Source organism: Streptomyces sp. NPDC007162, from assembly GCF_040634175.1.
Taxonomy (GTDB): Bacteria; Actinomycetota; Actinomycetes; order Streptomycetales; family Streptomycetaceae; genus Streptomyces.
Genome location: NZ_JBEYFC010000018.1, coordinates 24,907 through 38,569 on the forward strand (window position 1 = coordinate 24,907; position 13,663 = coordinate 38,569).

13 protein-coding genes and 1 pseudogene are annotated in these 13,663 nt (G+C 69.9%); 3 read left to right on the forward strand and 11 right to left on the reverse strand.

The features are described 5' to 3' along the window. Positions 1-174: 174 nt before the first annotated feature. A pseudogene (locus ABZ646_RS03985) lies at positions 175-543 on the reverse strand (heavy metal translocating P-type ATPase); the annotation flags it as partial. A gap of 724 nt (positions 544-1,267) precedes the next feature. On the opposite strand from ABZ646_RS03985, the gene ABZ646_RS03990 reads away from it, so the two are divergent. Beyond that, the gene (locus ABZ646_RS03990) at positions 1,268-2,305 is read left to right on the forward strand and encodes a phosphotransferase (RefSeq protein ID WP_360512675.1); all 1,038 of its coding nucleotides are present in this window, start codon (positions 1,268-1,270) and stop codon (positions 2,303-2,305) included. Here ABZ646_RS03990 and ABZ646_RS03995 read toward each other — a convergent pair. The 7 genes from ABZ646_RS03995 to ABZ646_RS04025 form a co-directional block, all read right to left on the reverse strand. Next, entirely contained in the window at positions 2,275-3,333 is a 1,059-nt protein-coding gene (locus tag ABZ646_RS03995; RefSeq protein ID WP_360512677.1) for a glycosyltransferase, read from the reverse strand. The two genes, ABZ646_RS03990 and ABZ646_RS03995, sit on opposite strands and share 31 nt — an antisense overlap. 7 nt (positions 3,334-3,340) lie before the next feature. Beyond that, on the reverse strand, positions 3,341-3,955 hold the full coding sequence (locus tag ABZ646_RS04000) for an AAA family ATPase (protein WP_360512679.1): 615 nt from the start codon (positions 3,953-3,955) through the stop codon (positions 3,341-3,343). Continuing rightward, complete coding sequence (locus ABZ646_RS04005) at positions 3,952-4,866, reverse strand: PIG-L family deacetylase (RefSeq protein ID WP_360512681.1); 915 nt, start codon at positions 4,864-4,866, stop codon at positions 3,952-3,954. The genes ABZ646_RS04000 and ABZ646_RS04005 overlap by 4 nt, the downstream gene beginning before the upstream one ends. Next, positions 4,863-5,597 carry a glycosyltransferase gene (locus ABZ646_RS04010; RefSeq protein ID WP_360512683.1) on the reverse strand — a complete coding sequence of 245 codons (735 nt, stop codon included), beginning with the start codon at positions 5,595-5,597 and terminating at the stop codon, positions 4,863-4,865. The genes ABZ646_RS04005 and ABZ646_RS04010 overlap by 4 nt, the downstream gene beginning before the upstream one ends. Further along, the gene (locus ABZ646_RS04015) at positions 5,594-6,475 is read right to left on the reverse strand and encodes a phosphotransferase (RefSeq protein WP_360512685.1); all 882 of its coding nucleotides are present in this window, start codon (positions 6,473-6,475) and stop codon (positions 5,594-5,596) included. The genes ABZ646_RS04010 and ABZ646_RS04015 overlap by 4 nt, the downstream gene beginning before the upstream one ends. Continuing rightward, positions 6,472-7,359 carry a glycosyltransferase gene (locus ABZ646_RS04020; RefSeq protein ID WP_360512686.1) on the reverse strand — a complete coding sequence of 296 codons (888 nt, stop codon included), beginning with the start codon at positions 7,357-7,359 and terminating at the stop codon, positions 6,472-6,474. The genes ABZ646_RS04015 and ABZ646_RS04020 overlap by 4 nt, the downstream gene beginning before the upstream one ends. Positions 7,360-7,647: 288 nt before the next feature. Beyond that, on the reverse strand, positions 7,648-8,061 hold the full coding sequence (locus tag ABZ646_RS04025) for a hypothetical protein (RefSeq protein ID WP_360512688.1): 414 nt from the start codon (positions 8,059-8,061) through the stop codon (positions 7,648-7,650). A 196-nt stretch (positions 8,062-8,257) separates the two neighbouring features. Here ABZ646_RS04025 and ABZ646_RS04030 point away from each other — a divergent pair, with 196 nt between their 5' ends. Continuing rightward, complete coding sequence (locus ABZ646_RS04030; RefSeq protein ID WP_360512690.1) at positions 8,258-9,709, forward strand: helix-turn-helix domain-containing protein; 1,452 nt, start codon at positions 8,258-8,260, stop codon at positions 9,707-9,709. A gap of 17 nt (positions 9,710-9,726) precedes the next feature. Continuing rightward, positions 9,727-10,212, forward strand: a complete 486-nt coding sequence (locus ABZ646_RS04035; protein WP_360512692.1) for a hypothetical protein — start codon at positions 9,727-9,729, stop codon at positions 10,210-10,212. A 30-nt stretch (positions 10,213-10,242) separates the two neighbouring features. Here ABZ646_RS04035 and ABZ646_RS04040 read toward each other — a convergent pair whose 3' ends face one another. The 3 genes from ABZ646_RS04040 to ABZ646_RS04050 all read right to left on the reverse strand — a co-directional run. Beyond that, positions 10,243-11,949 (reverse strand): mobilization protein, encoded by a 1,707-nt coding sequence (locus ABZ646_RS04040; protein ID WP_360512694.1) that lies wholly within the window; start codon positions 11,947-11,949, stop codon positions 10,243-10,245. After that, positions 11,946-12,485 (reverse strand): hypothetical protein, encoded by a 540-nt coding sequence (locus ABZ646_RS04045; protein ID WP_360512696.1) that lies wholly within the window; start codon positions 12,483-12,485, stop codon positions 11,946-11,948. Before ABZ646_RS04045 ends, ABZ646_RS04040 begins: the two co-directional genes overlap by 4 nt. Before the next feature lie 161 nt (positions 12,486-12,646). Beyond that, positions 12,647-13,663 (reverse strand): hypothetical protein (locus ABZ646_RS04050; RefSeq protein WP_360512698.1); only part of this gene is annotated, 1,017 nt, incomplete at its 5' end.

Here is a 13,663-nt window from a genome sequence, read left to right on the forward strand (position 1 = left end):
GGGTGGGTCCTGCAAGGCGAGTGCGCCCAGCGGGGGCGAAGGGGGGTGGTGGGTCGGTGTCACCTCACTCGCCTCTCAACTGTTCCGATAACTGGGTCAGTTGAGTCTCCTTTGGCGCGCGGACTGGGATTCAGCACAGGGTCGTGGTCTCCACCGGTTCGGCCGGGTAACGGGTCAGCAGCGGCCCTCCTCGCTAGCCCGGGGCCAGGCGGCTTCGCGCAGCAGACGCAGACCGTTGAGGCCGACGATGACGGTCGAGCTCTCGTGGCCGAGGACGCCGAGCGGCAGCGGCAGGGTGCCGACCAGGTCCCAGACGGCCAGGCCGGAGATGAACACGGCGGCGATGCCGAGGTTCTGTACGACCAGGCGGCGGGCGCGGCGGGAGAGGGCCACCACGGCGGGGACGGTGGCGAGTTCGGCGCGGACGATGACCGCGTCGGCGGTCTCCAGCGCCAGGTCGGATCCGGCCCGCCCCATGGCGATCCCGGTGTGGGCGGCGGCCAGGGCGGGGGCGTCGTTGGCGCCGTCGCCGACGACCAGAACGTTACGGAGGGCGCCGTGCTCGGTGTCAGTCACTGACCAAGGGGCCGCGCAGGGCAGGGCGATGCCGTCGGCGGGGCGGCAGCTGCCAGTGGTCGGCCAGGTGTGACAGCCCCACCCGGGGTGGCAGTCGCAAGTATCCGCCCCGACGCCCGCGGTCCCAGGCCCTGTCGTAGCTGCCGGCACGAAGTGGCAGCCTCTGGCTGCAGGCATTACTGCCTTTCCGCGGTGGCGACGGCCGCGATGACGAGGGTGGCGATCGGGTCCGCCCGGGACTATCCCGGGGTGGCGTTGAGGAGCAGACCGATCAGGAGCATGGCGGGTGCATCTGTTTGGTGTCCGAAAGGGGCGTGACGGGTCTCCCGGTGAGCACTTGGACGATCTGCCAGAGCTGCCCGCGCACTGCCTCTCGCGCGAGCTCAGGGCTATCGCACGCTTTGCACATGTTCGTCTGGGGTTCGGGGGCGCTCGGGGGCGTCCTGACCTGCGGTCGAGCATGACGACGGGCGTGTGGCGGACTGTGCCGGACGCCGGTGAATGCAACCAGAACTGCACCGACGGATCAACGTGTTCTGGCTGGTCAAGCCCCAGTGACGGACGTTGCGCACCGGTCCGTGGCCTCCTTCTCGAAGCGGTGTCTGGGGGAACGGGCGACCGGCGCCGCGCGCGGTTGTGGGGTGGGTGATCCTCATGTTTCGGTGCGCTGCGCTCACGTATCGTCGTCCGGGTGAGTGATGCGACCGTGGCCGACCGGACCGACATCCCCGGCAGTGTCCTTGCCGAACTGGCTGGCGTCTTTGGTGTCGGAGAGGTGCGAGAGCGCCGGTACCTCGCCGACGGACTGATGAACGTGAACTGGAGGGTGGACACGTCGGCCGGGGCATTTGCGCTCAAGCGGGTCACTGACGTTCCCCTTGACCGGCTGATCCGCAACCTCGGTGTCCTTGCCGTGCTGGCCGAGGACGGCATCCCGGTCAGTGCCCCCGTCACCACCACTGCCGGCTCGCTGGTCGCTGAGGTTGACGGCGGCATCTGGTGCCTGTTCCCGTGGGCGGCAGGCGCTCATGTCCGGGGCGTCGACCTCAGCCTGCCTCAGGCGGCCTCGTTGGGCGCCCATCTGGGGCGCCTGCACGTGAGCCTGGGCCGGGTTTGCAGTCAGGGCCTGCTGCCTGCTGTGCCCGACACGGTCACTGCGGACGTCACATCGCCGCAGCGAGCAGTCGAGAAGTCGCACCGGCTGTCGAGAGCGGCCGAAGGGGGCGCCGGCGCCTTCGATGTGGCGGCGGCAGCGGCTCTCGATCACCGTCGAAGGCTGATCGCCGAGCACGCTGACCTTCGGCCCCTGCACGCGGCGCCCGAAGGTGGACACGGGTGGACGCACGGTGACGTGCAGTACCGGAACCTGTTGTGGGAGGGCGAGGAGCTTGTCGCCGTCCTGGACTGGGACCGGGTCGGTGTGCGCCCGTATGCGGAAGAGGTCGTGCGGACGGCGCAGGTGCAGTTCGGGGTGGACGGAGTGTTCGATCTCGCTCGCGTCTCGGCGTTCGTCGGCGGGTACCGGTCGGTGATGCCGCTGGAGGGCTCCGCGCTCGCGGATGGTGTCCGCAGGCTGTGGTGGAAGCGGATGACGGACTTCTGGCAGTTGGAGTTCCACTACGACCGCGGTGACTTCTCCTGCGATGAGCTGTTCACCGCGGATGAGGCGCTCTTGTGCTGGTGGACAGAGCGGCTGGATCAGGTCAAGGAGGCGTTCGTCGCGGGGTAGATGCCGAGGGCTTCGAGGTCTGGCAGACGTGGTCGGGCAAGATACGCCGCGCGCCGCAGGGCTTGCTCTCCCAGCGTCTGGTGGTCGGCGGCGCGGATGATGTCCGCCCATACGTGCGGTCCCGCCGTGTGCGCCAGGACGATTCCGGCCGAGCCGATCGCTTCGGGGATGCCACCGTGGTCCGATCCGATGCTGGGTGTCCCGTGTAGTGCGGCTTCGATGATCACCCGGGGGAACGCGTCCTCCACCGTGGATGGCACCAGCAGAAGTCGGTGACCGCGGTAGAGGGGGCTCATGTCGTAGACCCGGGGGACGTAGGTCACGTTGGGGTAGGCGATGAACTGGTCGGCGGTGTTCCACCAGCCTTCGATCAGGGTGAAGTGCTGTTCCGGCATGATCTGGATGAGCTGGTGCAGGAGGTCGGCGCCCTTAGCGGGGATCGGGTTGACCATGAGTACCGACGCGGTTCGTGCCACGGGGGAACCAGGCAGCGGTGGTACGAACGGCGGGTAGAGGACGGCGAGTCGGGTTCCCTCGGTCTGCGGAGCCCTCCGGCGGACGAATTCGGAGACGGCAAGGCCGTGGTGCGGGCGGCCGGCGAGGACCCCGAGTCCGGTCTTGGAGACGGAGTGCAGGATGCCCGCGACGAGGGCGGTGGTCCGGGCTTGGGCGGCGAGGTCGGCTGCGCCTTCCTGCGAGGTGAAGACGACGTCCGGCCGCAGCTCGGACAGCAGGCTGTGGAGAGTCGACGCCGTCCGGTGCTGCGGTACGGCGATGCAGTCCACCTTCTTCCACTGGTAGTGCAGGTCGTCCCGTGTCTCCTCGTAGGGGGTGTGGTGGGAGTCGAGGAAGGCTCGTATCTGGGGGAGTTGTGTTGTCTGGTCCCAGGGTGCTTGGTGAGAGCCGAGGTAGACGGTCCGCCAGCCGGCTGCGGCGAATTCTTCGGCGAGCAGTTGTTGGGTGACCTCGGCCCCGCCGATGAGGAGCGGGGGCGGGGTGCGCCGCCAGGCGAAGAGGGCGGTGGGCATCGGCCGGTCACCTCGCCCAGAACGTGACGAGTGAATCCACCGCGTGCGCGACGTCGGCGGGGTCGGTATCAGCCCGCAGGACGATGACCTCCCGTGACACCGGCGGTCGTGCTCTGGAGACGAAGTAGTTCCGGGCGTGGGTGAGGAACGCCGGATCGTGGAGGAAGTAGTCGGATTCCATTGCCGTGTGCCCGGCCAGTTTGCGGCGCAGGTTCAACGCCTCGGCGGGTACGTCGAGGTAGAGGGTGTGGTCCGGACGCAGGAATGGGAGTTCCTGGAGGCGGTCGCGGAGGTGGTCGTGGACGTCGTAGCCGTACAGGGCATCGAGGGCGTGGGCGTGCGCCAGGAGCGTGTCGACGGAACGGTCGAGGACGACCACGGGTTTGGCGCTGGCGCGGGCCGCTCGGACACGGGTGTTCTCGATGGCCATGAACTTCTCGAAGGCGGCGAGCTGCGCGGCCGCGGATTCGGTCCGGGCCGGGGGGATGTCGTCACGGTGGGCGATCTGCCGGACGTAGCAATCCGATACGAATGCCCGCCGCTCGATGCCACGGCTGCGCAGATACTCGATCGCGGTGGACTTTCCCGCGTATGAGGGTCCTTCGAGAGCAATGATCTTCATGGTGATTCCATCCGATAGAAGCGTTCCGCGTAGGTTCCGGTACCGGCCGGGAGGCCGGTGGCGTTGGTGGTGGCGGTTGTCCAGGCGTGCCGGATGGGCCGGTACATCTTCCGAGCCGGGTGCATCTGCGAGCCGTACATCCGCAGGACGGTGGTCTTGTCGAGGATCACGTCGGTGATGTCGACCAGTTCGATGGTCAGGGTTGTGCCGGTGCGGGCGCGGAAGAGGCGCTGGTCGCATCCGGCGAGCGCGTAGGTGGACCAGAACGCGAGGTCTTCCCAGAACCATCGGCATCCCATGCGCACGGCGGCGTGGTGCACGAGGAGGTGGTCTGGATGCCGGGTGACGGCGGCCGGGGCGAGGAGTTCGGCGTCGGGATGGGCGTCGATGACTTCGCGGAGTTCGTGGGTGATCCGTTCCAGGCGGTCCTGGCTGTAGGGCCGGTACGGCGGTTCGGCGTCCTTGTGCCCGAGCAGGACGCGCTCGGCGGCCAGCGGGGCGAGTGCGGCGGCGCCTTCCCGTTCGCGCAGGTGGGATACGGCGGCCTCGGTGGTGAAGGTGTCCTCCAGAGCCGGGTGGACGCTGGTGGACCGGGTGAACACGGTGGCCACGGTGAGGGGGCGGGGGTGGGCGAGGAAGGTTCCGGAAGCCGACAGGGCGAAGTCGTCGTGGTGCGGCTCGATCACGAGGACGGGGCGGCCGGCGGGGTGGCGGAGCTCGATGAAGTAGGGGTGGCCGTCATACGGGGCCATCAGTTCGATGACGTGGTCGTCGTGGTCGTCGTGGGCGCGGTGGCGTTCGGCGAGGTGGTCGGTCCATTCCTCGTGGGCGCGGACGAGGTCGTCGGGGAACGTGTAGATCCCTTCCGCGTCCGGCACCGGCAGCGGCACGGGCGTACGGCTCTGGTTCATCGGACCGTGGTCTCGTACCAGTGGCGCCACATGCGCGGGGAACTCAGCCGCAGACGGGCGGTCACGGGGTTCTGCCACCACAGCATCCGGAGGCTAGACCACTGGTCGTAGCGGCGGGTGGAGGGGCGCACGCGCAGCTCGTCCAAGATCGCGACGGGGGCGGCGATGGCCCGGCCATGTGCGGTCAGACGATTGAAGAAGTCGACGTCCTCGCTCATGAACAGGTCGTCTCGATATCCGCCAACCGTGTTGAAAGCGACGGCGGTTGCGAACTGGGCGACTCCCTGCGCGCCACCGTGGGCGGTTCGGTAGTGGTCCCAGTAAGCGCACAGCAGCCGTGCCCCGAGCCGCTTGGGGGTGTAGAGGGGCGGGATGGCGCCGCCGACGGCCCCCGTGTCCATCGCGGCCGCGGCGGCGGTGATCGCTTCCAGGGGCAGTGCGACGTCGGCGTCCGTGAAGAACAGCCGTCGGCCGTCGGCCATGGCCGCGCCGCTGTTGCGGACCCGCCCGATGCTGCGCACGCTCTCGCTGATCACGCGCACGCCGAAGGAGGCGGCCACCTCGGCGGTCGTGTCGGTGGAGGCGTTGTCGACCACGATCACCTCCCCCCGCTCGCCGCTGCTCTCCTCCCACCTGGTGAGGGAGGCGAGGACGGTGGGGAGGTAGCGGGGCAGGTACGCGGCTTCGTTGTGGGCGGGGATGACGACGGTCAGGCCGGCAGCTCTGGTCATCGGGGAGTCCTTTCCGTGCGGGGTGTGCGGAAGAGGTGGGGTGTTTGGTGGGGGAGGTCTGCGAGCCGGCGCCGCCACAGCGCTTGGTCCTCGCCTGGAGCGGAATACGCCCAGCAGCGGACGGTGATCAAGACCACCCATGCCGATAGACGGGCGCTGTTCAGGGCGAGGGGGTAGCTGCTGGTGAGCGCGTCACGGTCCCACGGCGTGTGGGCGGCGGTCATGACGAGGGCATGGGCGACATCCGACTCCCGCGAGCCGGGAGCGGCGTCGGTGAAGTCGACCAGATGCCGCGTGTCCCGGGAACCGGAGAGGACGACGTTGTCGAAGTGAAGGTCCCCGTGGCACCACACCACCGGTGCCATGTCGGGGGTGTCGGCGATCAGGGCGAGCGCCGGAGCGATCTGGTCCATCAGGTCAGCGGGGCAGCGCCGGGTCAGCGATGAGACGAAGTCGACGAACGGGCGTCGCTTGACCGACGGCAAGAGCGGCGCCCGGTGCAGGCGGCCGAGAAGATCGCCGAGATCCTTGAGCGCCTGGGTGTGCGGGACGCGTCGGGTGCGTACGGCGGTGCCAAGGGTGCAGGTGCCGAGGTCGGACATGATGAGCGCGGTGGCTCCGTCGGCGGAGGTGGTGCCACAGCCGAGCACCTTCGGGACGGGAACGGCGGCCTCGGCGGCTCGCATCGCCGTGCCTTCGGTGATCGCGTTGCGGCCGGCGGTCGGCGCGTACAGCTTCACGATCACGCTCCGGCCGTCTGCCAGTTCCGCCCGGTATACGGCCGTGCGTGAACCCGCCTTCAACCGTTCCGCGGTCCGGGCGGGCGTGCCCAGAAGGGTGGCACAGGCGCGGGAGACCATCGGCGGGGGCGTGGTCATCGAATCCCCACGGGTTCGGGGTGTGCTGCGCCCAACGCGCGGGTGTGCCGCAGGGTGCGCCGTAAGAGGGTGCGGTACTCGCGGACGTCTTCCGTGCGAGGGCACGCCACCTGCCACGGTTTCTCCGGGCCCACGAAGTGGATGAGGGGTGCGGCCGGGTCGGGACGTAGGGAGCGGGTGATGACGCGGCGCACCCAGTTGCCGCGTTCGAGGAAGCGGCCGACTTCGAAACGGTTGTATCCGGCGTCGACCGGGCGGACGCGGCCGGCGTGCAGGATCCACAGGTTCAGGGCGTCCTGGTCGTTGTGGAGGATGTGCCGACGCTGCCGGACCAGCGCTCGCTCGACGCCGCCGCGGATGCTGGGCAGGTCCGCGGTGTGAGCCCAGAGCAGACCGGCGTTGTAGTAGGGGCGGCCCTTGAAATGCGGCCACCGTTCCGCGGCGCCGGGCAGAGCCGGGCATTCGCCGACGGCGGGGTTGAACTCGTCGGCCACCGCACCGAGTTCACCGGATTCGAGGGTGTTGAGCGGGGCGGTCAGGTCACCGCGGATGTGAGTGTCCGCATCCACGTAGATCAGGTACGGGCGGCGAACGAACGCTGCCGTGAACTCGAACCGCAGGTAGGTGGTGACCGTGATGTACGAGGCGTCGGCCATCCGCGAGACGCGCAGCGGGGAGCGGTGTGCGAGGTCGAAGGAGCCGAAGCCGGCCCGCTTGGCGAGATCGGAGAGGAGCAGTGCGTGGGCCGGAGCGAGGTCGAGGGTGAGGACGCGCAGCGCCGCTTCCCTGCGGGCGCGGGGACTGAGGCTGTCCGCCAAGCCGGTGATCACAGCGAGGCCGGGGGTGAGGTAATGCCGGTCGATGCAGAGGCCGAACGCGTACATGGCAGATCCACCTTCCGCTCATGGAGTGGTTGCGTCTTGCAAACAGCCAGGCTGGGTGGCCCGCTCTCTGCCAGGACTTTGCGGCTGGGAGAGCCCGTTCAAGGGGAGTGGCATCACTGGCAGAGAGCGGGAGTTCAGGGGGATGACGGGATGGCGGAGACCGCGACGCCGATCACGAAGCCGCAGGACGCGGAGATGATCACGATCAGGAGCGGTCCTGTGAAACGGGCCAGCCAGTCCACGGCGCGCCCCATCACGCCCGCCCCTCGGTATGCCGGATCCACTGGATCATCGGCTGGACTCCCCACCTGCGGCAACGGTCAACGCGATGATGAGGTCGCAGGCTGCCGTGTAGGCAGGGCCGTCAGCCGGATCGCTCACCCAGCGCAGCAGCCCGTCCTCCCAGCCCGGCGGAGCCAGCACGACCCACGACCCCTCGCCGAGCGCGTGGGTCTGGTCCTGCTGCCATCTCTTTGCGGTGCCGGGGGGAGTGAGGAAGTACGCCTGGCCGCTGCCCTGGTCGTGCAGCACCGGTCCCACGGGAGTGCCGGACGCTTCGAGGAAGCGCACGGCCCGTACGCCGACGTCGGCGGCGACGCGGATGGCGTCCCAGTCCTGGCCGGCCGCGAACAGCGTCGGCTGGCTCAGACGTCTCGCCCAGGTCGCCCGGGGCAGGCGGGACTGATGTGAGTGCAGGCGCATGGCTCTCCTCCGCCGCTGAAGTCCGGTCGCCCAAACCCTTGGGGTCGGTCACCGACGAGGTCCAGGCACTCACCAAGCGTCGCCAGCCGTGGGCAACTGCGGTATGACCAGCGGGTGTTACCGAGGCGGGAATACACTCGTTCCCGGCTTCGTAAGAAGCTTGATCGCGCCTACGATCACACCGGAAGTTGGCCCCATGGACGCCACCACCCCCGGCTCGCTCGCTCCCGACCTCCTCGAACGCGAGGATGTCCGCCGAGCCCTGGCAGAGCACGACTTCGCAGCCGCTTTTGCGCTGATCAAGAAGTACGGCGGCCTGTCCCAGAACCGTATTGCCTCCGCCTGCCACCTCACCCCGGGCAAGGTCTCCACGATCATCAGCGGTCAGCAGCAGGTCACCAGCTTCGAGGTCATCTGCCGAATCGCCGACGGGCTCCGGATTCCCGGCCACCTCCTCGGACTCGCCTCACGTTCCTGGGAGACCCGGTCGGTCCGGGAGACTCCGGCACCGGAGCCGGAGAGCGAGCGGCCCGATACCGATGAGGTCCCCTGGCGGCCGGAGGCCACCGTGGACCTGGCCGCACATCTGACGAGGAGCGATCTCGTGATGGACCGACGCGCGGCGACCCGCGCCCTGGCCGGGGCCGCCATCACCGGCGCCGCCCTGCTCGACCCGCTGGAGGGCTGGCTCCAGCCGACGGCCTTCACCGCACGGCCGCGCCGCCGAGGCCGACTGGGCGTACGGGAGGTCGAGGAACTGGAGTCCACTGCTCGTGCCTTCCGTGCCTGGGACCACAAGTACGGCGGTGGCCTGCGTCGCAAGGCGGTCCTGGGCCAACTAAGTGAGGTCGCCGCTCATCTCGACGAATACCAGGTACCCAAGGTCGAACGGCGCCTGTACCAGGTCATGGCCCAACTGGCAGGCACAGCAGCCACCATGGCCTGGGACACCGGCCTCCAGCGCCGAGCCCAGAGCTACTACCTCCTGGCCCTTCGCGCTTCCCACGCCGGAGGCGACATGGTCTTCGGCGCCAACGTCCTTGCTGGCATGGCCCGCCAGATGCTCTACCGGGAGCAGCCCCAGGATGCCCTCGAACTGGTCCGCCTGGCCCAGGACGGAGCCCGATCGGTCGCCGGCCCCAGAGTGCGCGCCATGCTCCACACCCGCGAGGCGTGGGCGTACGCGGCGATGGGCCGCACCGCCGCCTTCCACCGCGCCACCACCCAGGCCAGCGAGGCGCTGACAGATGCCAAGTCGGCCGAAGAGCCGTACTGGATCGCCTACTTCGACGAGGCGGAACTCGCTGGCACCACCGGCGGCAGGCTTCTCGAACTCGCCCGCCAGAACCCGAAGAAACACGCCGAAGCCGCAGCCGGAGAGATCCGCCACGCCCTCGCCCGGCGCGGTCCCGAAGCCGGCCGCAGCCATGCTCTCGACCGTATCGGCCTGGCGCAGTGCCACTTCCTGCTCGGCGACCTGACCGGCGCCGTGGCGGAGACCCACCGAGCAGTGGACGCGGCGAGCGGGACCCGCTCGAACAGGGTCCGTGCCCAGCTGGGCGAGCTTTACCCGTACACCGTGGGCAACAGCGCGGCCCGGCCCGTCCGCGAGGCCCGCGATAGGATCCGCGACCTGCTGTCGACCTGAGAAGGAGAACGACGACCGTGACGACCATCGCGGTGACTGGGCACATGGACCTTACCGAGGACAGCATCCCTCTGGTCCGCACCGCCCTGGACGACCTGCTCAAGCAGTACGCCGACGATCTCGTCGGTGTCTCCTGCATTGCCAAGGGCGCCGACTCCCTCTTCGCTGAAGCCGTCCTCGCCGCCGGCGGGCGCCTGACCGTCGTCATCCCCTCCCAGGACTACCGCCAGAACAAGGTCAAGCCCGACCACGCCACCCTCTTCGACCACCTCGTCGAAGCCGCCGGGGAAGTCCTCGTCCTCCCTCACGAGACGGCCAACCGACAGGCGTACGAGGCCGCGAACACCGTCCTCATCGAACGCGCCGACCGGCTCGTCGCGGTATGGAACGGCGAGCCCCCGACGGGTAAGGGCGGCGGCACCGCGGACACGGTCCTCGAAGCGCAGGCAGCGGGCATCCCCGTGGACGTGGTCTGGCCCGAGGGAGCGGCTCGCAAGAGCTGAGTCGCGCGCGTGTCCCTCGGTCCTTGCCGGCTACCGGCGGACGCCCGGCTTGCTGCGGGGTGAGGACGGTTGGGGGACGGGTGCCGGACTGGTGCCCGAGCGCTGATGCGGTGTTCCCGGGTCGGCGGGCAGGTCTGCCATGCGGCGCAGGCGCCAGACGAGGACGTCACTGACGGAGGATGCACTGTCCAGATCCCGCTGTTCGGCGGCTTCCGCGAGCAGGGTTCGGGGATCGTGGCCGGTCTGCTGGACCTGGGCCATGGTGGCGACGAGCGCGGGCCAGCTGGCTTCGGCGAGGACGGTGTCAGCCAGGTCGGGCAGAATCACGCGGAGCTGGACGGCATACCAGTCGCTGACTCGCCGGATGACCTGCCTGCCTTGTTCGCGTAGCAGGGCGATGGGCGCTTCAGCGGCAGCAGCGTACGCGCCGCGCAGGTGGTCGGCGGCTTGGCGGGCGGCCTCTGCCTGTTGGGCGTGCTGCCGCTTGGCGTGCCAGTGGGCGGCGGCAAGGGCCAGGAAGAAGAGGGTGTCGATCAGCATGGCGGTGGTGGCACCGTCCTCTCCTCGGCCGCGGGCGGGACCGCTGTAGACCAGCTCGCGGGCGGCCTGACGTAGAGCCTGGGCGTGCCGGTGCTCGGCTCGGGTGTGGGAGAGACGGGCGCGTTCGAACGCCCAGGTGGCTTCACGAAGGTGTTGACGGGTGTCGTTCGCGCTGGTCAGGGCGAGGGCGTCGAGGATCTCGCCGGTGGCGGTGATGCGCGCGGACGCGGCGCCGTCGCCGTCGTGGTCGAGTGTGAGCAGTGCGGTCCAGGTGGCATGCGTGGCGGAGCGGCGAGCGGTGGCGGGAGCGGAAAGCTTCCGCCGAGTGTTGTTCGCGGGGAGCTCGTGTTCGTTGTCCGGGGCGGTGGCGGTGAACCGCTCGCGGATGCGGGGCAGGGACAGGTCGGCGGAGAGCGTGGAGCCGGCGTAGTAGATCGGCTCGTGGTCCTTGTTGCGGTCGTCGGGCAAGGCGACGTTGTAGCCGAGCAGGTCTCCGGACGGGGCCACGCGCTGTCGGACAAGAAGTGCGGCCGCATGAAGCCGGGCGAAGAACTCGTCCTCGCTGGCCGCGCCGGCCACGGCCTGGCGGACCGCTGTTCGCAGCTCGTCTCGCGCGGCGCGCTCGCGCCTTTGCCGGTCAGCCTTGTGGTGCTCGGCGCTGGTGGGGCGCTTGGGCGCGGTGCCGTCGCCGGGGGTCACTCGGTGCAAGTCGTAGTCGGCCTCGATGCGGCGGGCTTCTGCCTGTGCGCGCTGGCCGGAGCGGTGATGATCGGGACGCCGTCCGTCCTCGCGGACGAGGGTGGCGACGATGTGGATGTGGTCGTCGGCGTGGCGGACGGCGGCCCAGCGGCAGGCGGCGCCGTCGCCCGGATCGATGCCGGTGGCGGCGACCATGCGGCGGGCGATGTCGGCCCACTCGACGTCGGACAGCTTGCGGTCGCCGGGGGCAGCCCGTACCGAGCAGTGCCAGACGTGATTGGGCGGGCGCTGTTCGGGGTCCAGGAGCTGAAGGGGCTGGTCGAGAATCTGCTGGAGCGCGGTCAGGGGCGCATGCTCGTCGCGGCCCGGATCGGGGGCGGAGCCGTCGTAGGAGGCCACGAGGTGATGATCGACATGTTCTTCCTTCGTGCCTTTGCCGTAGAGGTAGTTGAGCAGGCCGTAGGTGTTGTCGCCCTGTTTGTGGATCTTCGGGATCACGCGGCCTCGCCGTACTGGCCTCGGGCCGGCCGGGGCTGGGGACCGCTCGGGTCGATGAGTGCGATGAACCGTTGGACGGCTTCGTCGACACGGTCGCGTGTGGTGAGCGCCCGGTCGATGGCGTCGTCGAGGTACGGCACGTCCGCGCCGGAGTTGAGAACGGCCACGGCCTGGTTGAGGAGGTTGCCGTACTGGGTGAGGGCCCGGCGGGCGGCGAAGAGTTCCTGGAGGACGTGGCGGTTGTCGGCGATGGCGGCGGTGACGCCGGTCAGGTCGCGGGCGGCGGCGAGGCCGGCCTGGGCCAGGAATCCGGCCAGGGTGAGATTCGCGGCGCGTGCGCCGGCTTCAGCGAGGGCCCGTTCGCTGTCGCTGAGCCGGACACTGACGGCGGGGCGCTGCTTCGGCTTGCGCGGGCGGGGTCGTGGTCTGGCCGGTGAGGGCGGGGTGGCGCCCTCACGCTTGGACTGCTGCAATCCGCCCTCGGTCGCAGCCTCGTCGACCGGTGCCCCCTGGCGCCGGTCGTCTGCCTCTGCCACCCCCGGGGCGGAGGCCGGTTGGGACGCGCCCCCTGTGGGGGAGTGTCCCAACCTCCAACTTGCTCCCGTCGAGATGGGCGTGGTGATCTCCTTTTGGGCGTCGTGTGGTTCGTGGTGTGAGTAGTGCATTGAGCGGTCCTCCTTGGGCATGGCGGGCGGTCTCAGCGCGGGTGGCCGGCGGGCGCGGTCGGCAGCTCGGCCTTGACGGTGCGGACCACCTCTCCGGCGGTGTCGCTGGCCACGCTGTAGCCGTCCTTGCGCACGGTCTCCTCCAGCAGGTCACGGGAGAGACGTCCGTGCTTGCGGTAGAGGTCACGGGCGTATTCGTCGAGGAGGTTCCGTGTCGCGCGCGGTTTGGAGCCCGGGCGCTTCAGCTCCGCCCGCGAGACCGTGCCTGGATCGTCGCCCGGGGGCTCCTCGCCCGGTTCTGGGTCCGGGCCGACGGTGGCGCGGGCGGGCTGTTGCGGGCGGATTTCGGGCTGAGGGCGGGCTGCCCGGTCGGCCCCGTCATCGCCTGCGACCTTGGTGGGCGGGCGGCTCTGATTCTCTGACCGCTTCGCTGCCATTGCCCGCGGGCGGGCAGCTGCGGAGCCGCCGGTCGTGCCCGCGGCGGGGGCGGGCCAGCGCGAGGGCAACGGGATGGAGGCAAGCGCGAGGGCCTGTTGGCGGGTGGCGAGTTTGCGCAGCAGCAGCTCGTCCTGGCGTTCGTCGCGGTCGACGTCGGCCTGCTCCAGGGCCTGGTGCAGGCGGCGGGTGAGGCGTCGGCCTCGCCACTTGGTGCGTTGTGCGGGTGTCATGGCCTCTGCCCGGAGAATCAGTGTGACGGCTTGGTCGAGGGCGCGCTCGCGGATGATCCGGGCGGCGTCCGCGTCCCGGTCTGCGATCGAGAGCCGGGCGAGGAGCCGTTCGCGTGCCTGTCGGGCGAGGACGGCGGCCAGGCTCCGGGAGTCGGCGTGCGGGCTGCGGTGGCGCAGCTCGATGCCCATGGCCAGGTGCCAGAGCATGGCCGCCATGACCGGGCCCACGAAGGCCCGCACAGTTCCGCCCACGGGGCCGGATTCGGCGTAGGCGGGGAGGATCTGTACGGCGGTGATCACCCAGGTGAGGGTGCCGGGCAGGCCGGGTGCCTGCTTCGGGCCGTTGAGGTTCTGCCGGGCCAGCAGGGCGGTGGCGAACAG